Raw genomic sequence first — 20,322 nt, forward strand, 5'->3', positions numbered from 1 at the left:
TTTACGTCCGCGTAAGTTATTTTCCGGAAATTGAGCGGTGAGGAGACCGACTCTGACAACCTTTCGCCCGGAACCATCGGGTGTCCGGCGAATTTTACGGGAGGGACATGATGATTCGTACATTGATACTTGCGGTAGCCATGACAATGGCCACGGCAGCGTCCGGCTTCGCCGCCGAACCGATTGTCGGCAATTGGAAGACGGCCAGCGGCGAGACCGCCGTCATCACGTCCTGCGGCGGCAGCTATTGCATCACGTTGAAGACGGGCAAACATGCCGGCAAGCGCATCGGCAGCATGAGTGGCAGCGGCGACAGCTATTCCGGCGAGATCACTGATCCCGCCAACGACAAGACCTACAGTGGCAATGCATCGATCAGCGGCGCCTCGCTGAAAATGCAGGGCTGCGTTCTCAAGGTTCTCTGCAAGTCGCAGACCTGGACACGGATGTAATCAAGCTGGACATCCGGTGGCCACGCTGGATTCTGCTCTTGATCTTCGGCGCGCCGCCGCGTCCGGCGCGCCGCCTAGCTGAACAGAATTGTTTCGGCTGGCCGCCTGCAGGCACTTGTTCTTCCTTCTCCCAAATCAGCAGACCTTTTCTGAACAGCGATGTTCATAATCAGCGCCCGATTCTGCTCCTTTGACGCCAGTATGGCTGCCAAACGGCTTTAAGCACCCCTTGAGCGGTTCAGAACGCCGCGAAGATGAACGGGAGATGAACCGAGGTCTCAGGAAGAGTTCAGTTTGCTTGTGCGAAAACGTCATCATCGAGTTGAACCCCGATCGACACACCAGATCAAACGGACATAGCCATGGACATTCTCGCCCGCCGCCTCACCATCATCAGCATGCTTATGGTCGTTTTCGCATTGACGCTCGCAGCCGCTGTCAGCGCCGATAGCCAGCGCCGCCGTCACAACTATGCCGGCTCGATTGCCGACTGCACCGTGCACACCACGAAGTTCTGCGAACAAGCCAAGCTCTAAGGATCAAAGACGATGTTCTCCCTCACCCATTCCGCAACCATCGCACTGCGCATGCTGACGCTCGCAGCCCTTTTGATGGCTCCGATGGGTGCAGTTGCCTACAGCAAGGCCTCCGGCCTTGGTATCGGCAAGCAAGGAGCCGGCCTTGTCCTTTTCGTCACGCTGCAGCGCCAGTCGATGAGCTGAAGCTGCAAGCCTGATTTAAGCTCCGGGTGCGCTTGCACATTTGAACCGACTGCCTTCCTATAATCAGCTACAGGAAGGAACCCGATGCCCATTTCCGCATTCGCCGTCTATGCCCTTGCCGCTCTTGCGGAGATCGCCGGCTGCTTTGCCTTCTGGGCCTGGTTGAAGCTCGACAAACCGATCTGGTGGCTCATTCCCGGCGTGGCAAGCCTTGCACTGTTCGCCTGGCTTCTCACTCTTATCGAAACAGCAGCGGCCGGACGTGCCTATGCGGCCTATGGCGGCATCTACATCGCCGCTTCGCTGGCTTGGTTGTGGATTGTCGAGGGTGTCCGGCCGGATCGATGGGATGCGACCGGCGTCATTCTCGCCCTTGCCGGCACCGCTATCATCCTTGGCGGACCGCGCTGAACGGCTTTTCCTGAACGTGACCTGTGCAATCCAATCTTGTCGTTTGCTTGTAAAAAACAGCATCCTATAATGCCGTATGAACAATCGAATCTCTTCCCTCTCCGCCCTTTCCATCGCAACGCCCGACGTTTTCGAACCACAGACGTTTGACGATCCGGTTGCCGCCGTCGATGCGCTTCTGGCGCTTTACGAGCGCAATACGAAATTCCTGGTCGATGCCTTCACCGAACTTGGCCGGACCGGAACGCCGGTCTCGCGTTACCGTGCCTGCTATCCGCAGGTCAGCATCGAGACCAGCAGCTTCAGCCATATCGATTCGCGCCTCTCTTACGGCTATGTCAGCGCGCCCGGGGTCTACACGACCACGGTCACCCGGCCGAAACTGTTCCGGCATTACCTGAAGGAACAACTTGGGCTGTTGATCCGCAGTCATGGCGTCGGTGTTACCGTATCGGAATCGACGACGCCGATCCCGCTGCATTTCGCCTTCGGCGAAGGCGCCTATGTCGAAGCGGCAATGGCTGAGAATATCGACATTCCGCTGCGCGACCTGTTTGACACGCCGGATCTGACCACCACAGACGATGAAATCGCCAACGGCGCCTATGAGCCCGGCCCCGGCGAGCCCTCGCCGCTTGCCCCGTTCACCGCCCAGCGCATCGACTATTCGCTGGCTCGTCTCAGCCACTATACGGCGACCAGCGCGACGCATTTCCAGAATTTCGTGCTGTTCACCAACTATCAGTTCTATATCGACGAATTCTGCGCCTGGGCACGTCAGCAGATGATCGATGGCGGCAATGGCTACACCGCCTTCGTCGAGCCCGGCAACATCACCACCCAGCCCGGATCGGACAAGCCCGATTCGGACCTGACGCTTGCCCGGCTGCCACAGATGCCGGCCTATCATCTCAAGAAGAAGGGCCATGGCGGCATTACCGTCGTCAATATCGGCGTCGGGCCTTCGAACGCCAAGACGATCACCGACCATATCGCCGTGCTGCGGCCGCATGCCTGGCTGATGCTTGGTCATTGCGCCGGCTTGCGCAACAGTCAGACGCTTGGCGATTATGTGCTTGCCCACGCCTATGTCCGCGAGGACCATGTGCTGGACGACGACCTGCCGGTCTGGATCCCGATCCCGGCGCTCGCCGAAGTTCAGGTGGCGATGCAGGATGCCGTGGCGGAAGTGACCGGTTACGAGGGCTATGATCTCAAGCGGATCATGCGCACCGGCACCGTTGCCACCATCGACAACCGCAACTGGGAACTGCGTGACCAGCGCGGTCCGGTCAAGCGACTGTCGCAATCACGCGCCATCGCACTCGATATGGAATCGGCGACCATTGCCGCCAACGGTTTCCGCTTCCGCGTTCCCTACGGCACCCTGCTCTGCGTCTCCGACAAGCCGTTGCATGGAGAACTGAAACTGCCGGGCATGGCGACGGCCTTTTACAAGACACAGGTCAGCCAGCATTTGCAGATCGGTATTCTTGCATTGCAAAAACTGGCAGCCATGCCGCCGGAAAAACTGCATTCCCGCAAGCTGCGCAGCTTCTTCGAAACTGCGTTCCAGTAAGTTTCAACGGCGCGGCGATAGAACCATCGACAAAAGCGTGCCGGCAACCGCCGACACGACGATCAGCAGATGCGCATTGACGCTGGCGCTGGCAAGCAGGTCAAAGGCGGCGCCTTTCGCTGGCGCACCGAAGGATATAGCGCCGGCGGTAATGCCGGCCGGATAGGTGCCGACACCGGCGGGGGCATGCACCGGCAGAACCGACGACAGTTCACCGCCAAGCGCGCCGCCGAAACAGGCGGCAAGCGGCAGAACGCCCATGGTCGCCAGAACCCAGGCGAGCACGGCGACCTTCGTTGACCAGTTGAGAACGGTCATCAACCATGCCCTGACGAAGACCAGCGCATTGGCGGGTAGCCCGGCTTCGACCTCGACTAGAAACTGGCCGAACTTTTCCGGCAGCCGACGCTGCAGAACGGCAAGGGCATGACCCTTCAATAGAAACAGCGCCAGCGGTGACACAAGAAAAAGCCCCCACAGCAACCAGCCAAGCGCCTGGTTATCACGGCCAATGACGAGGCCGACGCCCGCGGCGGCGAACAGGGCGTGCAGATCGAGAAGGCGCATGAGCAGCAGCGCCGAGGTGCTGCGCGTCAAAGGGACGGCAAATTCCGACCGCATCAGGATCGGAAAACTGGTCTCGCCTGCCCGGAATGGCAACATGATGTTGAGAAGGTTATGGACTTGCGTCACACGCAGAAGCGTGAGGAAACGGCCGCGTGTTTCGTTCGGAAAATAGTCGTAAATCCGATAGCAGCGGATGAAATAGGTTCCGACCAGAAGCAGCAGCGCCGACAGGACAGGAAAGAGACCAATCCCGGCCCATTGCCGCAAAAGAACCGGCCAACCCCAGATCCATTGGATGAACGCGGCGTAGGCGACGACAGCCACAAGGGAGATGGCGCTCATCCGGTTGCGGACAAGCCATGAGCCCCGGCTGGCATCCTCTCCTGCATTCATATATTTGGTACTTTCCTGTCCGGTGCTATGGCACGGCTGGTTATCACGATAACCCAGGCGAGAGAACCTGCACGTTTTTAAAAGGCTTTGATTTTGGATCCCATCTTGGAAGCAAACAGGGTAGATAGCGAAACGGCCCCGCCGGTCGAGTTGTCCGTTGTCGTGCCGATCTATAACGAAGAAGAAAGCGTCGGTCCGCTGGTCGCCCGCATCCGGGAAGCCATGCTCAATTTCGACAAGCCGTGGGAACTCATTCTCGTCAACGACGGAAGCACCGACGGCACGCTTGTCAGCGCCCGCAAGGAGCTCGAAAGCGGCCTACGCTTGAGAATCGTCGAATTGCAGCGCAATTTCGGCCAGACCGCCGCCATGCAAGCGGGTATCGATCTCGCATCCGGCAGATTGATCGCTACGCTCGACGGCGACCTGCAAAACGATCCGCGCGATATTCCGCCGATGGTCAAGGCGATCGAGGAGCGCGAACTCGATCTTCTGGTCGGCTGGCGCAAGAACCGCCAGGACGGCCTTTTCCTGCGCAAGATCCCGTCCTGGTGCGCCAACTACCTGATCGGCAAGATCACCGGCGTGAAACTGCACGACTACGGTTGCAGCCTGAAAATCTATCAGGCGTCTATCATCAAGCAGGTCCGGCTGATGGGCGAGATGCACCGGTTCATTCCGGCCTGGGTTGCCGGCGTCGTGCCGAGCAGCCGCATCGGTGAGATGCCAGTCACCCACCACGCCCGCCAGCATGGCACGTCGAAATACGGAATTTCCCGAACCTTCAGGGTGATCCTCGACCTGCTGTCAGTGTTGTTCTTCATGCGCTACAAGGCGCGGCCGGGGCATTTCTTCGGGTCAATCGGACTTGCTGCCGGCGGCCTCAGCGCCCTGATCCTGTTCTACCTGTTCATCGACAAGTTCCTGCTCGGCAACGATATCGGCACGAGACCGATGCTGATCGTTGGCGTCATGCTGTTCCTGTCCTCGGTTCAGCTGATCACCACCGGCATCCTCGCCGAAATGATGGCGCGGCTCTATTCCGGCGAGAACGACACGCCGCCCTATATCGTGCGCAAAGTTTTCGAGCAGGATAAAGCTGATGCCTCACGCTGATTCCCGCCGCGCCGATGCAATGATTTTTGCCGTCGCCGCGTATTTTGTGCTGTGTGTGGCCCTGCGCGTGTTCATCTCTCCGGCGCTCGAAATCGACGAAGGCGAACAGGCCTTCGTTTCGCAGTTTCTGGCGCTCGGCTATGGTCCGCAGCCTCCCTTCTACAATTGGCTGCAATATGCCGTGGTGGAGGCATTCGGCGTCTCCCTGACGGCGCTGACCATCCTCAAGCATCTGCTGCTTTTTCTCTGTTGTCTGTTTTATGGTCTCGCCGCCCGGACCGTCATCAAGGATCGAACGCTGGCGGCCATGGCCATGCTGGGCGTGCTGACCCTGCCGCCGGTTTTTCTGCTGGCTCAGCGGGACCTTTCGCACACCGTCTCCGCACTCTTTGCGGTGTCGCTGTTTCTCTACGGATTTTTCAGGACGCTACGCAATCCAAGCCTGTTTTCCTATCTCCTGACAGGGGTCGCCGTCGGTATCGGGCTGATTTCGAAGTACAATTTTGCGCTGGTGCCGGCTGCTGCCGTTCTTGCCGTTCTGCCGGAGCGGGATTTGCGTCAACGCATTTTCGATTGGAGGCTGATTGCCTCCCTCGCCGTCGCCTTTGCGATCGTCCTGCCACACGCTTACTGGATTCTTCACAACCTCACATCGGCCTCGGCCGGCACCATCAACGAGATGAAGGAAGGACTGGAAGGCGGGCGGCTGGCTCAAGCGTTCAAGGGAACCATTTCGCTGATCTCGGCGATCTTCGGGGCGACCATTCTACCGATCGCCTTCTTTCTTGCGGTCTTTCCCTTCGACATCAAACGCATCTGTCTCGCGGAAAGCCAATGGACCCGGATAACGGGGCGGATCATCTGCCTCTGCCTGATTGCCGTCCTGCTGATCGTTCTCGGCCTTGGCGCCACCCATATCCGGGAAAAATGGCTCGCCCTGTTCGTGGTTATTCTACCACTGTATCTCTGCCTCAAGATTGATGCGGCCGGGATCGAAACAACCGGAAAACTCAAGCGTTTTGCCATTCCCCTTTTCATCATGATCTTCGCGGTGCTCATCGGCGTTTCGGCGCGGGTCGTGACCTCGCCAATGCTGGGCTCCTACAACAAACTCAACGTTCCCTATGAGGCATTCATCCGCGAGATTACGCAAAATTACACCATCCAGCCTGCCCTGGTCATTGCCGACGATACCAATCTTGCCGGTAGCGTGCGTTTGCAGTTGCCGCTGTCAACCGCCATCACGACCTACAATCCGCCAGTTCCTCTTGCGGCCGGGTGGCGATCGGCTGGACCGGTTCTGGTGATGTGGCGCGGCAAGGGAGAAGCACAACCGGCTCTTCCCGAGAACCTCCGGCAAAAGCTTATCGAAGGCGGCGTGGCGCCCGGCGATATCGTGCCGCTCTTTAGTGCGCCGCTCTATCATCTCGCCAAAGGAGATGATCGCTACGGCTTCGGCTATCTCTGGCTGGCACAGCAAAAGCCATAGCGCCGCAGCGCGTCCCGGTCACTGGCCGACGAGCAATTTCAATTCGCCCGGATGAATGCGCAGAGCGACATCCCGGCCGATCGGCAGCAACTCACCGTCGATGACGCAATTGATGTTGCGGCGCTCGCGAGGAAAATGCAGGTCGACGGCGGTGGCGCTCATCTCGGTGATCAGCGGGCTGTCACGGAATTTCCCACGCAGGATATCGACAGTCAGCTTTGCGACGCCATGTGGCTTCAATGGAGGCGCTGTATAGAAGCCCAGATGCCCCCCTGTAAGATCGTCCGCATACATCAGCGCATTCGGCCCGAAATGATTGTTGGACACGGAGATGGCGGAAACCTTGCGCGTTTCGCGAACCCCATCGACCTCGAACTCGATCTCGAATTCCGGCGGGTTGAACATCACACCGAGGGCTGCGCGTGTGCTGGCCCGGATTTTTCCGAGCCTTGAGGCAAAACTGTAGGATTCGCGGTAGCGCACCATGCGGGCATGCAGCCCCATGGAAAACTGATGCACGAAGGCACGGCCATCGGCACTGCCGATATCGGCTTCAATGATCCTGCCTTCGGCAAGCACATCCAGCACTTTCCAGATATCCAGCGGCAGTTTCAGCGCCCGGGCAAACAGGTTCATCGTTCCAGCGGGTACCACGCCGAGCGGCATGCCGTTCTTCCACGCAACGCCTGCCGCCGCGGAAATGGTTCCATCACCACCACCGGCCAGCATCGCATCCAGATCATCGCGACGCGCCGTTTTTTCGAGGATATCTGCCATGCCATCGCCGGAAGCCACGGTGATTTCGATGTCATGCCCGGCTGCACGGAAGACTTCCGCAGCCTTTTTGCTATAGGCGTCCATATCGGTTGTGCGGAATGTTCCGCCGTCGCGATTGAAGATGGCCTTGATTTTCATTCGTGCTCCTTGCAGCTCGTTGGGCTACATATGGAGCGGCACTAACCTTTTTTCAGCCGGCGTCGGCAAAATGACGAATCTTTAATATCGCCCGCCCCAAACTTGCCGTGATGCGCCAGCTATTCGGCAGCCTGCAGCAGGATATGTTCGTCGCCCCAGAGCTTCATCGCCATGATGACAGGCTCGAGGCTACGGCCACGCGGGGTCAGACAGTAATCCACCCTCGGCGGGACGACGGCAAAAACGGTGCGCTCGACAAGGCCGTCGGCTTCCAGTTCACGCAGTTGCTTGGTCAGCATGCGCTGGGTGACGCTTGTCAGGCGGCGGCGGATTTCGTTGAAGCGCATCGTGCCATCCAGCAGATGATAAAGGATGACACCCTTCCACTTCCCATCGATCAGATGCAGTACGCCCTCGACCGGGCAGCCGGGAGAGCAAGTCAGGAGCTTGTGGCGAACACGCGGCATTCACGGTATCCTTTTGGGTACTATATACACTTATTGTGCATTCTTGCGCTCCTGCATCATAATGCGCATCTAGCTTCTGTTCAAACATCAAGGAGCCACCCATGCGCGCCATTGCCTACAAGATTCCCCAGCCCATTTCGGCCGAGACCTCGCTGATCGATGTTGACCTGCCTGTGCCGACGCCGGAAGGGCGAGATATTCTGGTCGAGGTGAAGGCGATCTCGGTCAATCCGGTCGATGTCAAAATTCGTGCCAACGCCAAGCCGGAGCCGGATCAGCTGAAGGTGCTTGGCTGGGATGCGGCAGGGATCATCAAGGCGGTTGGCCCGGGTGTGAAACTGTTCCAGCCGGGGGATGCTGTCTTCTATGCCGGTGCCATCGACCGGCCAGGAGCCAATTCCGAATTCCATCTGGTTGACGAGCGCATCGTCGGCAGGAAACCGGAAACACTGGATTTTCCGGCCGCGGCCGCCCTGCCACTGACCTCTCTGACCGCCTGGGAGGCCCTGTTCGACCGGCTGAAGGTCAACGATCCGGTTCCCGGCGCTGCCAACGCGATCCTGATCATCGGCGGTGCCGGTGGCGTCGGCTCGATTGCCATCCAGCTTGCCCGGGCGCTGACCAATCTCACCGTGATCGCCACCGCTTCGCGGCCCGAAACCCAGAAGTGGGCCTATGATCTCGGTGCTCATCATGTGCTCGATCATTCCAAGCCGCTGGCACACCAGATCGACCAGCTGGCGCTCGGCGCGCCGGCCTTTGTCTTTTCAACGACCAATACCACCGATCATCTGGAAGAGATCATCCAGCTGATCGCCCCGCAGGGCCGCTTCGGGCTGATCGATGATCCGAAAGTGCTCGATGTCGTGCCGTTCAAGCGCAAGGCCGTGTCCATCCACTGGGAGCTGATGTTCACCCGGTCGCTATTCAAGACCAAGGACATGGAGGAGCAGAACAGGATACTCACCGAGATCGCCCGGCTGGTCGATACCGGCAAAATCCGTTCGACGCTGACAGAGACGCTGGGGCTGATCAACGCCGAAAACCTGAAAAAGGCGCATGCCCTGATCGAAACCGGCCGGACCAAGGGCAAGCTAGTGCTGGCGGGATTCTGACGCGACCGGCACCCCGAGAAACCGGCTTTTCCGCAGTTCCTGCGGGAACGCTTCATTGGCCGCGCTCGCCATAAACAGGAGGTAGCGCGGTACACCCGATAGTCTCTGAAAGAGAGGATGCCGCGTTACCCGGAATTGTTCTCCGCACCCCAGCGGGCCGGTTCCGGGGTTCGTTTCATAACCTGTTTCTGGAGAGAGAAATGCCTTCCCTTATTGATTTTCTCATCGGTTCCCGTACCTTCGGCTATCTGGCGCGCACTGTCCTGACCTCCATGTTCTGGGCAAGTGGGCTGGCCAAACTCTTCGATTTCAATGCCGGCGTCGCCGAAATGTCGTTCTTCGGCCTAGAGCCTGCGCCGCTCGTCACCATTGCCGTCATTGTCACCCAGCTTGGCGGATCAGCCCTGATCATCGCCAATCCCTGGACCTGGCTTGGTGCCGGGGCGCTGGCAGTCTTCACCGCACTGACCATTCCGATCGCCCATACGTTCTGGACCATGCAGGAGCCGATGAAGACGCTCGAATTCTATGTCGTCATGGAACATATCACGGTCATCGGCGCACTGATGGTCGTTGCCTGGAAGTCTGCGCCGGTGCGCGAAGCCCCTACCCTTCCCGGCTCTGGTTTTGCTGAACTCAACGCATAGAGTTGTCTCGCCACCGTCGCGAAAACGCCTGCGGATCGCATCCAGCAGGCGTTTTCATTGCGGTATCCTCGGGAGCCCGCGCGCTACCCGAACCATCACGTCAACTTACTGCGGTGATAGTAGCGCGAAACGCGGACGCGGTTGCCGCAGCGGGCAGCCGAACACCAGCGGCGGCGGGCATTGCTGCCGACGAACAACATGACGCAATCCTCTGCCGCGCATTTGCGGATCAGCGTCACGTCGCCGGAGGTGAGCAGTGCGGCCGCATCCTCGGCTAGAAACCCGGCAAGCCTAACCGCCGGTGCGCCTGCCCGTTCGCTGGCCAAAACCGGCGGGTCACCCCATGCAAGCTGGCGCATGACGGGCGACGCACGCATGGCGGCGTTCAAGCCATCAATTTCCGCGCGCGGCACCGGCCTACCGTCGCGGGCATGGGCGATTGCCGAAGCGGTGTGATCGCGCACGGCCATCACCGGCGCCAAGTCACCAGCCGTCAAGGCGTCAAACTCCATAACCACGCCCTCTGGCAAACGATCGGATTCCGCCTCCAGCCAAAGCTGCAGACCCGCTGCCGTTTCGAGCAGATCCACTTGGCCATCAGCCGTCAGGGGCCGGGTATTGACGAGATCGAGGGCCAACGGTTCGCCAGTGAAAGGGATCAGATCCATGCTCAGCCTTTCGTCTATCTTTCGTCTATAATGTATATTTTTACGATTGACACATTAGTTACTCGAATGCAAACCTAACGCATAAATTCAAACCATACGGGTGTTAAAATGGCATTGCACAGCATTCCCTCCATCCGTCACCGGTTTATCGAGGCCGGCGGCGTTCACGTTTTCTATCGAGAAAGCCTGCCGGAAACGGGCAAGGACGCACCAACCATCCTGCTGCTGCACGGCTTTCCCGCCTCGTCGCACCAGTTCCGGCGCGTGATGGACGCCCTCGGCAGCCACTACCGGCTGATTGCCCCCGACTATCCGGGCTTTGGCCACAGCGAAGCGCCCACTTCCACCAACGAGAACGGCACATTTACCTATAGCTTCGACAATCTGGCGACTGTGATGGAGGCCTTTGTCGATGCGCTGTCACTCAAGCGTTTCATGCTCTACGCCTTCGATTTCGGCGCACCGGTCGGGTTTCGGCTGGCAACCCGCCGGCCAGAGCTGATCGCCGGGTTGATCGTCCAGAACGGCAATGCCTATCTGGAGGGACTTTCGGACATCGCCCGCGACTTTATCGCCCTTGCCCCATCCAACGACGGCGCTGTGGAGCAGGTTCGCAATCTTCTGACACTGGACATGACCCGCGGGCAATATGAGGGCGGCACGGCGCAGCCGGAACTCGTCCCTCCCGATGGCTGGACGATGGACCAGCACTTCCTCGACCGGCCCGATCGCCGCCAGCCGCAACTCGATCTCGCCTTTGACTACAAGAGCAACCTTGTCCGCTATCCGGAATGGCAGCAGTGGCTGCGCCAAAGCCAGCCGCCGACGCTGATCACCTGGGGCCGCAATGATCCCTTCTTCACCGAGGCAGGCGCCCGTGCCTTTTTGGCCGACGTACCGGAGGCGGAGCTGCACCTGTTCGACACCGGTCACTTCGCCCTTGAAGAAAGGCTGCCCGAGATCGCACCACTGATCGCCGATTTCGTCGAGCGCAAATGGTCCCTTGGATGAGACAGCAAAGGCGCCGGAGCATTGAGCTCACGGCGCCTTTGTCGAGTTGAATATACTTGCGCCCAGTTCTCTGAATTTGGCTTACGCCTGCAGGACGACGACGCGGCCGCCGACGATTGCGCGCTCGTAGAGATCAACAACATCGTGGTTGAGCATGCGCACGCAGCCGCTCGACATCGCCTGGCCAATCGACCAGGGTTGTGTCGTACCGTGGATGCGGAACATCGTGTCGTTGCCATCCTGATACAGATAGATCGCCCGGGCGCCGAGCGGGTTGTTCGGGCCGCCAGGAACACCACCAGCATATTTGCGATTTTTGCCCGGATCGCGGCGGATCATGTTGTCGGTCGGCGTCCACGATGGCCATTCGGCCTTGCGGCCGATATAGGCAGACCCTGCCAGCGCATAACCGTTGCGGCCGACGCCGATGCCGTAGCGCATCGCCTGCCCGTCGCCGAGAATATAGTAGAGCCGCCTCGCCGGCGTATCGACGACAATGGTGCCGGCATCATGTTTCGTCGAATAGGCGACCTGCTGGCGGCGCAGTTCCGGCTTGACCTTTTCCAGCGGCATGGCCGGCATTGGAAACTTTTCGTCCGGTTTTGCAGCATAGTTGGCTGCATGGTTCGGTCCGTTGGTGGCGCAACCGGCAAGGAGAGCAGAAAAGCCGAGCAGCAGGCCACGGCGGGAGATCGACATCGTGTGTTTCCTTAAGATCCGGTTGATGCAACCGAAAATAGGGAAAACATGGTTAATGGCTGGTTAAGCGCGTTGAAATTGTGCGCAATAGAAAAGGGCGGCAGGTTTTCGCCTGCCGCCCTTTTCATGCCATCGAGGCACCCACCTCACATATTCGGATAGACCGGTCCCTCGCCGCCCTGCGGCGGCACCCAGTTGATGTTCTGGTTGGGGTCCTTGATGTCGCAGGTCTTGCAGTGGACGCAGTTCTGGGCGTTGATGACGAAGACGTCTTGCCCATCCTTTTCCACCCATTCATAGACCCCGGCCGGACAGTAGCGAGTCGATGGGCCGGCATAGATGTCGTGCTCGGACGACTTCTGCAGGGCCATGTCCTTGACCTTCAGGTGCACCGGCTCGTTTTCCTCGTGATTGGTGTTCGACAGGAACACCGAGGACAGACGGTCGAAGGTCAAGACGCCATCCGGGCGCGGATAGGCGATTGGCTTGTGCATCGACGCCGGTTCGAGCGCCTGCGCATCGGTCTTGCCGTGTTTCAGCGTGCCGAAGAAGGAAAAGCCGAACAGCGTGTTGGTCCACATATCGAGACCGCCGAGCGCCACGCCGGCTACCGTGCCGAGCTTCGACCACAGCGGCTTGACGTTGCGGACTTTCTTGAGGTCGGAGCCGATGGCGCTGTCGCGCCAGCCGTTCTCGATCTCGATCACCTCGTCATTGGCGCGGCCTGCGGCGATCGCATCCGACAGTTTTTCGGCCGCGAGCATGCCCGACAGCACGGCATTGTGGCTGCCCTTGATGCGCGGCACGTTGACGAAACCGGCCGAACAGCCGATCAGCGCGCCACCGGGGAATGTCAGCTTCGGCACCGACTGGTAGCCGCCTTCAGTGATGGCGCGTGCGCCATAGGTCAGCCGCTTGCCACCCTCAAAGGTGCCACGGATGGCCGGATGCGTCTTGAAGCGCTGGAATTCCTCGAATGGATAGAGGTAAGGGTTCTTGTAGTTGAGGTGCACGACAAAGCCGACGGCGACCAGATTGTCTTCGAGATGATAGAGGAACGAACCGCCGCCGGTCTTCATGCCGAGCGGCCAGCCGAACGAGTGCTGCACCAGGCCCTGCTTGTGGTTCTCCGGCTTGACCTGCCAGAGCTCCTTGATGCCGAGGCCGAATTTTTGCGGCTCGCGATCCTTCGACAGGTCGAATTTCGAAATCAGTTGCTTGGCGAGCGAACCGCGCACGCCCTCGCCGATCAGCGTGTATTTGCCGATCAGCTCCATGCCGCGGGCAAAGTTCGGACCCGGCTCGCCATTCTTCTCGACGCCCATGTCGCCGGTGGCCACACCGATGACAGCACCCTGATCATTGTAGAGCACTTCGGTTGCGGCAAAGCCCGGATAGATCTCGACGCCCAGTGCCTCGGCCTTCTCGGCCAGCCACCGACAGACCAGACCGAGCGAGACGATGTAATTGCCGTGATTGTTCATCAAGGGCGGCATCAAAAAATTCGGCAGGCGGATCGAGCCGGCAGGACCAAGCAGCAGGAACTGGTCGTCTTTCACTTCGGTCTTGAAGGGATGCCCCTCCTCGTCGCGCCAGCCCGGCAACAGACGGTCGATGCCGATCGGATCGACCACGGCACCCGACAGGATATGCGCGCCGACTTCGGCGCCCTTTTCCAGAACGACGACCGACAGATCCGGATTGACCTGCTTCAGACGGATAGCCGCCGCCAAACCGGCAGGCCCAGCGCCGACGATAACAACGTCGAATTCCATGCTTTCGCGCTCGGGCAGCTCATGTTTGTCGGTCATCTCTTCGTCTCCAGTCGCACCCGGCTATTTTGCACGGTTTTGTTCCCAATTCTTGACCTCCGTCATGGCAAATACGGCCGGACTTGTCGAGCCGGTCTGCGACGGCAGCCCAGCGCATTTGCGCATGAGGTCATGCCGCAGGATACAAACATATGACGTGAACGTAAACGTCAAAATACAAAAAGACTTCTTCCACTACCGGCCTTTCATCTTGCCTTGCTTTGGCCTTCGACCCATGCGAATACGCGCCCTCCAAATAACCAAGCCCTCCGCCACAAACCGCATACCGGCTGCCGTAAGGCATTCCGAGGCCGTGCGTGTAGGCGAGACGACTTCTGCCGCCAGCTGGCGGACACCCAAGACGGAGACTTTCATGGCCAAGGCACTCGGCTTCGATTTCGGCACGACCAATTCGGTGCTTGCCGCCTCAAAGGGCGACTCGACGCAGTCGCTCAGCTTTTCAAGCAAAGCCGGCACCACAGATTCGATGCGCACCGCGCTATCGTTCATGAAGCATGCACAGATGGGGGCCGCCGCAGTGAGCATCGAAGCGGGACAGGCGGCGATCCAGCAGTTCATCGACAATCCCGGCGAGGCGCGCTTCCTGCAGTCGATCAAGACCTTTGCCGCCAGCCCGCTGTTTCAAGGCACGCTGATCTTTGCCCGTCGCAACAGCTTTGAAGACCTGATGCGCGCCTTCCTTTCCCGTATCGCCGACTATGCCGGCGATGGCTGGCAGCAGGAGTACAAGCGCATCGTCGTCGGCCGGCCGGTTCGTTTTGCCGGAACCAGCCCGGACGAAAACCTGGCGCTCGAACGCTATGACCGCGCGCTATCTTCGTTCGATTTTCCCGAAGTCCACTATGTCTACGAGCCGGTGGCGGCGGCGTTTTACTTCGCCCAGAACCTGAAGAAGGATGCGACCGTGCTGGTGGCCGATTTCGGCGGCGGCACCACCGACTATTCGATCATCCGTTTCGAAAGCCATGCCGGCAAAATGACGGCGGTTCCGGTTGGCCATTCCGGCGTCGGCGTCGCCGGTGATCATTTCGACTTCCGCATCATCGACACGGTGGTTTCGCCGTTGATCGGCAAGGGCAGCCAGTTTAAGAGCTTCGACAAGCTGCTCGACGTGCCTTCCAGCTACTATGCCAATTTCGGCCGCTGGAACCAATTGTCGATCTTCAAGACGCTGAAGGATTTTACCGACCTGAAGCAGCTGGTACGCTCGGCCGTCGAGCCGGAAAAGCTTGAGGCCTTCGTTGATCTCGTCGATCACGACGAAGGTTATCCGCTCTACCAAGCGATTTCGGCCACCAAAATGAGGCTGTCACATGAGGAAGAGACCGAATTCTTCTTCAAGCCGCTCGGCGAAAAGAGCCGCCAGACCGTACGCCGCAGCGATTTCGAAAGCTGGATCGCACCGGACCTTGCCCGCATCGAGGAAGCACTGGACGAGGTGCTGGTCACCACCAACACGCCGGCTGATGGCATCGACAAGGTGTTTTTGACCGGGGGTACTTCGTTCGTACCGGCCATCCGGCGCATCTTTGAAGACCGCTTTGCCAGTGACCGGATCGAAAGCGGTGGCGAGCTTCTCTCCATTGCCCACGGGCTAGCGCTGATCGGCGAGCGCGACGATATCGAACGCTGGACGGCGATGGCGGCGTGATTGGTACCTCATCGTCTCCCCAGCGGGGAGAAGGTGGCCCGCAGGGCCGGATGAGGGGGAGCCAAACACGCGAGAACCGGCCGAACCGCCCCCTCATCGTCTCGCTTTGCTCGACACTTCTCCCCGCTGGGGAGAAGTGGGAGACTGCCGCTCTTTCGCCGGCATAAATCCATATTGCGTCCGCGATGGCCTTCCCTGCCCGCCCCCCCTTCTGTACAAGCAGACCATGATCTCCTGCGACACCATGAGTCCGGCCGAACTTGCCGCCCTTCTGCATTTTCATGCAGAATCCGGGGTCGAATGGATGCTGGAAGACGATCCGGTCGACCGGTTCGCCGAATTTGCTGAAGCGAAGGCGGCGCGCGGCAATGGCGCCTCGCAAGCCATGCAGCGAACGCAGACCTTGGAGCGCAGCGATGCGCCCGCCACACCGGTTGCCCGTGAGAACGGCAATCGCGCGACCGGCAAGGCTCCGGCCGCTCCTACCGCCACGCCACAAATGGCCATTCCCGACGAGCAGGCCATCGCCGAAGCCCGGTTTGCGGCTGAATCTGCCCGCTCCCTTGATGAACTCAAGAGCGCCATGGAAGCCTTTTCCGGCTGCAATCTGCGCAACAGCGCTCGCAACATGGTGTTTGCCGACGGCAACCCCGCGTCCGGCATTCTGGTGATCGGCCCGGTGCCAAACGGCGACGACGACCGCGAGGGCGTTCCATTTTCGGGCAAGCAGGGCCAGATGCTCGAACGCATGCTGGCCGCCATCGGGCTCGATCGGACATCCGTGCTTTTGACCAATGTCATTCCGTGGCGGCCGCCGGGAAACCGCCCGCCCTCGCCGCGCGAAACCGATATCTGCCGCCCCTTCATCGAACGGCAGATCGCGCTCAGCGAACCGCGCCACCTGTTGATCCTCGGCAATTTTGCCGCCCGTTTCTTCTTCGGCGGCAACGAGATGATCCATCACATGCGGGGCGAATGGCGCGACATTCAAATTGGCAATGCCACGGTCCCGGCCCTGGCCACCCTGCATCCGCAGGACCTGACCTCGGCCCCGGCCAGCAAGCGGCTCGCCTGGCAGGATCTGCTGGCCTTTCGCGCCCGGATTCGTGGTTAAGAGCGCCTGAACCCGACGCCTGCCCGAAACATGAACAAACGATGAAAAAAGCCATGCGGATTGCGCATACCAGCAACGCGAACGCGTCCGTTGCGGAATTGATGTTGCAGTGCAATATAGAACGACGGGAGGACTGGAATAAGGAATTGAACCATGACGACCCGTTTTCGCCCTTTGCATTCGAGCTTTGAAACGCTCCGCCATGCCGGCTCGGCGCTGCGCACGCCGTTCAACAGCTTCGGCTCGGCAGCCAACGAACAGATGACCGCTGCAGGCTACGGCCACAAGACACGCCCGGCCCAGATCTTCGCGGAATTCATCCAGCGTTGATTTTTAACGGTCTGCGCAGCCGCGCTCGCCTCTGCCTGGATTAACAGACCAAAGATGAAAGGAATCCGATCATGACAGCATCCATCCGCTCGCTCCGGGTTCTGATCGCCGATATCGGCACCGCCGTGCGCGCCTCCGGCGAATATAGCCGTTTGAGCCGTGAAGCCCCGGCTGCCAATGCCGACCGTCATGCGGTCAGCGCCTTCCTGCCGAAGTAAATCGCTGGCTTCCGGCCGCCCTGCGGCCACATCTCCTCTTCTGCGCCAAGCCTTGTCGCAATCGACAGCGTCAGCAAAACTGGATAGAGCGACACTCGTTCTTTGATTCCAACAGCGGCGTGTCGGGCACCGGTTTTCAAGCGCGCAATCCGCTCCAACATTTTCAGCGTTTCTCCTGAGGCTTGTGCGTCACAGGCACCCCGGCAGATCCGTACCCGGAGCCTTCATGCTGGCAAGCCTCAGATCCGTGTTCAGCCTGATGCTTTCGACGCTGCTGATGATGGTCGGCTTCGGGCTGGCGAGCTATGTCTTGCCAGTACGGTCGGTGACCGAGGGCTGGTCGACGCTGACCATTTCGCTGATCGCAACCGGCTATACGCTGGGCTTTACAATCTCCTGCATCATCACCCCGAAATTCGTTCTGCGCGTCGGCCATGTACGGGTATTTGCAGCGCTGATCACGCTGCTGAGCATCGCCATTCTGATGTGCGGGCTGGTGGTCGACTGGCGGGCCTGGATCCTGTTTCGCGCCATTTCCGGCTTTGCGATTTCAGGCAGCTACCTGGTGATCGAAAGCTGGCTGAACGAACGGGTGACCAATGAAAACCGCGGCATGCTGTTTTCGCTGTACCTGATCACCACCATGGTCGGCACCATCGGCGGGCAATATCTGGTGCCGCTTGGCGATCCGACGAATTCGTCGCTGTTCATTCTGTGTGGCGTGCTGTTCTCGCTGGCGCTGTTGCCAACGGCGCTGTCCTCGTCCGCGATGCCTGCCCCGCCGTCACAGGCCAAGTTCGATGTGCCGGGACTCTATCGCCGCTCGCCGGTTGCCGTCGTCGGCGCATTTCTTGCCGGTGCCATGTCCGGCGCCTGGCTCAATCTCGGCGGCGTCTTTACCCAGAAGATCGGCCTTTCCACCGCCGAAGGCGCAACGCTGCTGGCTGCCCTTCTTGCTGGCAGCGCCGTCTCGCAAATCCCGATCGGGCGAACGTCCGACCGGATCGACCGGCGCATTGTCATGGTCGGCTGCGGTATCGTCGGCGTTATCTCCTGCCTTGCGATGGTCGCCTTCGTCGGTTCCAGCCCGCTGGTACTCTATGTCATCGCGGCTTTTGTCGGTTCAGTTCTGTTTCCGATCTATGCGCTGAATGTCGCCCATGCCAACGACCTTGCCCGGCCGAACGAATATGTCGAGGTCTCCTCCGGCATGATGATCACCTATGGCATCGGTACCATTTCCGGCCCGCTGATGGTGGGGCCGGTGATGGACCGTTTCGGCCCGCCATCGCTGTTCATGGTTCTGGCCGTCTATTTCGCACTCTACGCCGCCTATGCCGCTTGGCGCATTGCCCAGCGCGGCCATACGGACGGGCTCGTTTCCAAGACGGACTTCCAGGCCAATACCGTGCCGACGCCGGGGACTGAGGCCGTCAACGCAATGAACCAGGCTGTGCGGCCGGCCGACCTGATCGAGGACGACACCGCCCCGACGGCCGCGCCCTGATCATTCGGGCAATGTGTCACCCCTGCGGGGTGATATGCTTGCGCGCGCCCCGGCGCTCGAGACCGAGCTGGTGTTCACGGAAAATGATGAAGATGCCGGCACCGACGACGATCGCCGTGCCGACCAGCATGACGCCTGTCGGCACCTCGTCGAACAGGAAATAGCCGATCAGCAGCCCGAGCAGGATCGAGGTATATTCGAACGGCGCAATCGTCGACATGTCGGCATAACGATAGCTCTGCGTCAGAAGAATTTGCGCAACGCCACCACAGAAACCCGCTCCCATCAAAAGCAGAAACGAACTCAGCGGCAACGGCTCCCAGCCGAACGGAAGCGTCAGCAGCGAGAAACAGGAGGCCGAGAGGGAGAAATACAACACGATCGTGTGGGTCTTTTCCTTGGCGATCAGCTTGCGCACCAGCACCATGGCGATTGCGCCGAGCGCGGCCGAGAGAAGCACGGCCAGCGCACCGAGCGCCTCCTGCGAGCCAAACCCGCCATCGCGCAGCAGCGTTACCCTCGGCCATGTGATGATCATCACCCCCACCAGCCCGATCAGGACGGCAGACCAGCGATAGACCCGTACGGTTTCCTTGAGAAACACCGCTGCGAAGACGACGGCCAGCAGCGGCATGGCATAGCCGATCGCAATCGCTTCGGGCAGTGGCAGGTGCACCAGACCGTAAAACCCAAAGCTCATCGCCAGGATGCCGATGAAGCCGCGTGCCAGATGGCCGAAAATATCCTTGGTGTGGAAAGCCGTGCGCAGATGTCCCTTGACGGCGAGATAGCCGAGGATCGGCACCATCGCGAAAGCCGAGCGGTAGAAGGTAATCTGGCCGGTGGCGATCTCCGTTCCCGCCGCCTTGATCAGCGTCGACATGCAGACGAAGACCAGCACGGACAGAACCTTGAGGGTAATGCCCTTCATCGGGTGGGGGAATTCGGAATCCATGCGGGTCGCACTCATCGGACTGAGGGCAGCGGGCCGGAAATCAAGGGAAACGACAGGCTGCGGGAAAAATATGCGACCGGAGAATCCGTCGCTTGGGCCCCGTCACCTTAACCCGCGATATTCGAAAGAGGCATCAATTTTCGTGATGGGTAGCGGAAATATTTGATGCGTCGATGGCGATACCCTAGTCTCGAGCGGAATGGGCAAGCAGAAACGCCGCCAAGCAATCCGACAGCCGAAACTGCACTCCTGCACCAAGAAGACTGGTAGCGGGCTGTAAAAATCCGAAACCTGTGCCAAAAATACACGACTGGTTTAAATATTGTTAGGGCGAATTTCGTAAGTCTCTGAACAAGCAAGGAATGGGACAGATCACACTTGCCGGAAAACGGCATATGTCAGCGAAAAGAACCGCCTTGCGATCACACCGGAAGCTTCGCATCTTCTGCGCAGCCTCTTCATCG

At 59.7% G+C, this 20,322-nt stretch carries 22 protein-coding genes; 15 read left to right on the top strand and 7 right to left on the bottom strand.

Going from position 1 to position 20,322, the window contains the following annotated elements; all coding sequences use genetic code 11:
* The first annotated feature begins 110 nt into the window (after positions 1-110).
* The 5 genes from ASD36_RS01060 to ASD36_RS01070 all read left to right on the top strand — a co-directional run bounded on the left by ASD36_RS01060 (position 111) and on the right by ASD36_RS01070 (position 3,164).
* Positions 111-452, top strand: coding sequence for a DUF2147 domain-containing protein (locus ASD36_RS01060; RefSeq protein ID WP_060503817.1), 342 nt, complete (start codon positions 111-113; stop codon positions 450-452).
* Positions 453-814: 362 nt separating this feature from the next.
* Complete coding sequence (locus tag ASD36_RS30955; RefSeq protein WP_037107006.1) at positions 815-988, top strand: hypothetical protein; 174 nt, start codon at positions 815-817, stop codon at positions 986-988.
* A gap of 12 nt (positions 989-1,000) precedes the next feature.
* Positions 1,001-1,174 carry a hypothetical protein gene (locus ASD36_RS30960; protein ID WP_164491951.1) on the top strand — a complete coding sequence of 58 codons (174 nt, stop codon included), beginning with the start codon at positions 1,001-1,003 and terminating at the stop codon, positions 1,172-1,174.
* A 90-nt stretch (positions 1,175-1,264) separates the two neighbouring features.
* Positions 1,265-1,585 carry a YnfA family protein gene (locus ASD36_RS01065; RefSeq protein WP_060503818.1) on the top strand — a complete coding sequence of 107 codons (321 nt, stop codon included), beginning with the start codon at positions 1,265-1,267 and terminating at the stop codon, positions 1,583-1,585.
* 76 nt (positions 1,586-1,661) lie between these two features.
* Positions 1,662-3,164 carry an AMP nucleosidase gene (locus tag ASD36_RS01070; protein ID WP_060503624.1) on the top strand — a complete coding sequence of 501 codons (1,503 nt, stop codon included), beginning with the start codon at positions 1,662-1,664 and terminating at the stop codon, positions 3,162-3,164.
* A 3-nt stretch (positions 3,165-3,167) separates the two neighbouring features.
* Here the strand turns inward: ASD36_RS01070 and ASD36_RS01075 are convergent, their stop codons facing one another.
* Positions 3,168-4,124 (bottom strand): lysylphosphatidylglycerol synthase domain-containing protein, encoded by a 957-nt coding sequence (locus ASD36_RS01075; RefSeq protein WP_060503625.1) that lies wholly within the window; start codon positions 4,122-4,124, stop codon positions 3,168-3,170.
* A gap of 105 nt (positions 4,125-4,229) precedes the next feature.
* Here ASD36_RS01075 and ASD36_RS01080 point away from each other — a divergent pair, with 105 nt between their 5' ends.
* On the top strand, positions 4,230-5,240 hold the full coding sequence (locus ASD36_RS01080) for a glycosyltransferase family 2 protein (RefSeq protein ID WP_200954861.1): 1,011 nt from the start codon (positions 4,230-4,232) through the stop codon (positions 5,238-5,240).
* Positions 5,227-6,729 carry a glycosyltransferase family 39 protein gene (locus ASD36_RS01085; RefSeq protein WP_060503626.1) on the top strand — a complete coding sequence of 501 codons (1,503 nt, stop codon included), beginning with the start codon at positions 5,227-5,229 and terminating at the stop codon, positions 6,727-6,729. Before ASD36_RS01080 ends, ASD36_RS01085 begins: the two co-directional genes overlap by 14 nt.
* Positions 6,730-6,747: 18 nt before the next feature.
* On the opposite strand, the gene ASD36_RS01090 is transcribed toward ASD36_RS01085, so the two are convergent.
* A complete protein-coding gene (locus ASD36_RS01090) occupies positions 6,748-7,644 on the bottom strand; it encodes a diacylglycerol kinase family protein (RefSeq protein WP_060503627.1) in 897 nt (298 codons plus the stop codon).
* A 119-nt stretch (positions 7,645-7,763) separates the two neighbouring features.
* Entirely contained in the window at positions 7,764-8,111 is a 348-nt protein-coding gene (locus ASD36_RS01095; protein WP_060503628.1) for a helix-turn-helix domain-containing protein, read from the bottom strand.
* A 101-nt stretch (positions 8,112-8,212) separates the two neighbouring features.
* Here ASD36_RS01095 and ASD36_RS01100 point away from each other — a divergent pair, with 101 nt between their 5' ends.
* Both ASD36_RS01100 and ASD36_RS01105 read left to right on the top strand, forming a co-directional pair.
* Positions 8,213-9,226, top strand: a complete 1,014-nt coding sequence (locus ASD36_RS01100) for a zinc-binding alcohol dehydrogenase family protein (RefSeq protein ID WP_060503629.1) — start codon at positions 8,213-8,215, stop codon at positions 9,224-9,226.
* A gap of 200 nt (positions 9,227-9,426) precedes the next feature.
* Positions 9,427-9,873, top strand: coding sequence for a DoxX family protein (locus ASD36_RS01105; RefSeq protein WP_060508678.1), 447 nt, complete (start codon positions 9,427-9,429; stop codon positions 9,871-9,873).
* A gap of 95 nt (positions 9,874-9,968) precedes the next feature.
* On the opposite strand, the gene ASD36_RS01110 is transcribed toward ASD36_RS01105, so the two are convergent.
* On the bottom strand, positions 9,969-10,541 hold the full coding sequence (locus ASD36_RS01110; protein WP_060503631.1) for an ABATE domain-containing protein: 573 nt from the start codon (positions 10,539-10,541) through the stop codon (positions 9,969-9,971).
* A gap of 108 nt (positions 10,542-10,649) precedes the next feature.
* On the opposite strand from ASD36_RS01110, the gene ASD36_RS01115 reads away from it, so the two are divergent.
* Entirely contained in the window at positions 10,650-11,552 is a 903-nt protein-coding gene (locus ASD36_RS01115; protein ID WP_060503632.1) for an alpha/beta hydrolase, read from the top strand.
* 81 nt (positions 11,553-11,633) lie between these two features.
* Here the strand turns inward: ASD36_RS01115 and ASD36_RS01120 are convergent, their stop codons facing one another.
* Both ASD36_RS01120 and ASD36_RS01125 read right to left on the bottom strand, forming a co-directional pair.
* Positions 11,634-12,251: a L,D-transpeptidase gene (locus ASD36_RS01120; RefSeq protein WP_060503633.1), complete on the bottom strand. Its 618-nt coding sequence runs from the start codon at positions 12,249-12,251 to the stop codon at positions 11,634-11,636.
* Positions 12,252-12,397: 146 nt separating this feature from the next.
* Positions 12,398-14,062: an electron transfer flavoprotein-ubiquinone oxidoreductase gene (locus ASD36_RS01125; protein ID WP_060508680.1), complete on the bottom strand. Its 1,665-nt coding sequence runs from the start codon at positions 14,060-14,062 to the stop codon at positions 12,398-12,400.
* A gap of 373 nt (positions 14,063-14,435) precedes the next feature.
* On the opposite strand from ASD36_RS01125, the gene ASD36_RS01130 reads away from it, so the two are divergent.
* The 5 genes from ASD36_RS01130 to ASD36_RS01145 all read left to right on the top strand — a co-directional run bounded on the left by ASD36_RS01130 (position 14,436) and on the right by ASD36_RS01145 (position 18,903).
* Positions 14,436-15,734: an Hsp70 family protein gene (locus tag ASD36_RS01130; RefSeq protein WP_060503635.1), complete on the top strand. Its 1,299-nt coding sequence runs from the start codon at positions 14,436-14,438 to the stop codon at positions 15,732-15,734.
* Positions 15,735-15,960: 226 nt separating this feature from the next.
* Complete coding sequence (locus ASD36_RS01135; RefSeq protein WP_060503636.1) at positions 15,961-16,848, top strand: uracil-DNA glycosylase; 888 nt, start codon at positions 15,961-15,963, stop codon at positions 16,846-16,848.
* A gap of 153 nt (positions 16,849-17,001) precedes the next feature.
* Complete coding sequence (locus ASD36_RS30965; protein ID WP_112834538.1) at positions 17,002-17,178, top strand: hypothetical protein; 177 nt, start codon at positions 17,002-17,004, stop codon at positions 17,176-17,178.
* Between the two features lie 71 nt (positions 17,179-17,249).
* Complete coding sequence (locus ASD36_RS30970; protein WP_164491952.1) at positions 17,250-17,396, top strand: hypothetical protein; 147 nt, start codon at positions 17,250-17,252, stop codon at positions 17,394-17,396.
* 226 nt (positions 17,397-17,622) lie between these two features.
* Positions 17,623-18,903: an MFS transporter gene (locus tag ASD36_RS01145; RefSeq protein ID WP_060503638.1), complete on the top strand. Its 1,281-nt coding sequence runs from the start codon at positions 17,623-17,625 to the stop codon at positions 18,901-18,903.
* Positions 18,904-18,919: 16 nt separating this feature from the next.
* On the opposite strand, the gene ASD36_RS01150 is transcribed toward ASD36_RS01145, so the two are convergent.
* Positions 18,920-19,858 carry a DMT family transporter gene (locus tag ASD36_RS01150; RefSeq protein WP_060503639.1) on the bottom strand — a complete coding sequence of 313 codons (939 nt, stop codon included), beginning with the start codon at positions 19,856-19,858 and terminating at the stop codon, positions 18,920-18,922.
* Between the last annotated feature and the right edge of the window lie 464 nt (positions 19,859-20,322).

Source organism: Rhizobium sp. Root1334, assembly GCF_001426665.1.
Classification (GTDB): Bacteria; Pseudomonadota; Alphaproteobacteria; order Rhizobiales; family Rhizobiaceae; genus Pararhizobium.